The 971-nt window shown below is 64.9% G+C and carries 1 protein-coding gene; it reads right to left on the minus strand.

The window, feature by feature from the left end:
- Window positions 1–971: phosphoribosylformylglycinamidine synthase subunit PurL (purL, locus tag EN939_RS35770; protein WP_127272006.1), on the minus strand; the 971-nt coding region annotated here is incomplete at both ends.

Genomic DNA, 971 nt, shown 5'->3' on the forward strand with positions numbered 1-971 from the left:
GCAGATCGGCGACCTGATCCCCCTGGTGCAGCACGCGGAAGCGCAGATCGTCGGTGGTCTTGCCGACGATGGCGAAGTCGAGCCCCCATTTGTGGAAGATCGCCTCGGCTTCCTTTTCCTTTTCCGGGCGCAGCACCATCAGCATGCGCTCCTGGCTTTCCGACAGCATCATCTCGTAGGCGCTCATGCGCTCTTCGCGCACCGGCACCTTGTCGAGATAGAGCTCGATGCCGAGGTCGCCCTTGGCGCCCATTTCGACCGCCGAGCAGGTGAGGCCGGCGGCACCCATGTCCTGGATGGCGATGACGGCGCCCGAGGCCATCAGTTCGAGGCTGGCTTCCAGCAGGCACTTTTCGGTGAAGGGATCGCCGACCTGCACTGTCGGGCGCTTCTCATCGATCTTGTCGTCGAATTCGGCCGAGGCCATGGTGGCGCCGCCGACACCGTCGCGGCCGGTCTTGGCGCCGAGATAGACGACCGGCAGGCCGACACCCTTGGCTTCCGACAGGAAGATCGCATCGGTCTTGGCAAGGCCCGCCGCGAAGGCGTTGACCAGGATGTTGCCATTGTAGCGGGCGTCGAAATTGACCTCGCCGCCGACTGTCGGCACGCCGAAGGCGTTGCCATAGCCGCCGACGCCGGAAACCACGCCTGAAACGAGGTGCCGGGTCTTGGGATGGTCAGGCGAGCCGAAGCGCAGCGCATTCATCGCCGCGATCGGCCGGGCGCCCATGGTGAAGACGTCGCGCAATATGCCGCCGACGCCGGTCGCCGCGCCCTGGTAGGGCTCGATATAGGACGGGTGGTTGTGGCTCTCCATCTTGAAGACGACGCAGTCGCCGTCGCCGATGTCGACCACGCCGGCATTCTCGCCCGGCCCCTGGATGACCTGAGGTCCGGTGGTCGGCAGCGTGCGCAACCATTTCTTCGAGGATTTGTAGGAGCAGTGCTCATTCCACATCGCCGAGAAG

The organism is Mesorhizobium sp. M7A.F.Ca.CA.002.05.1.1 (assembly GCF_003998335.1).
Classification (GTDB): domain Bacteria; phylum Pseudomonadota; class Alphaproteobacteria; order Rhizobiales; family Rhizobiaceae; genus Mesorhizobium.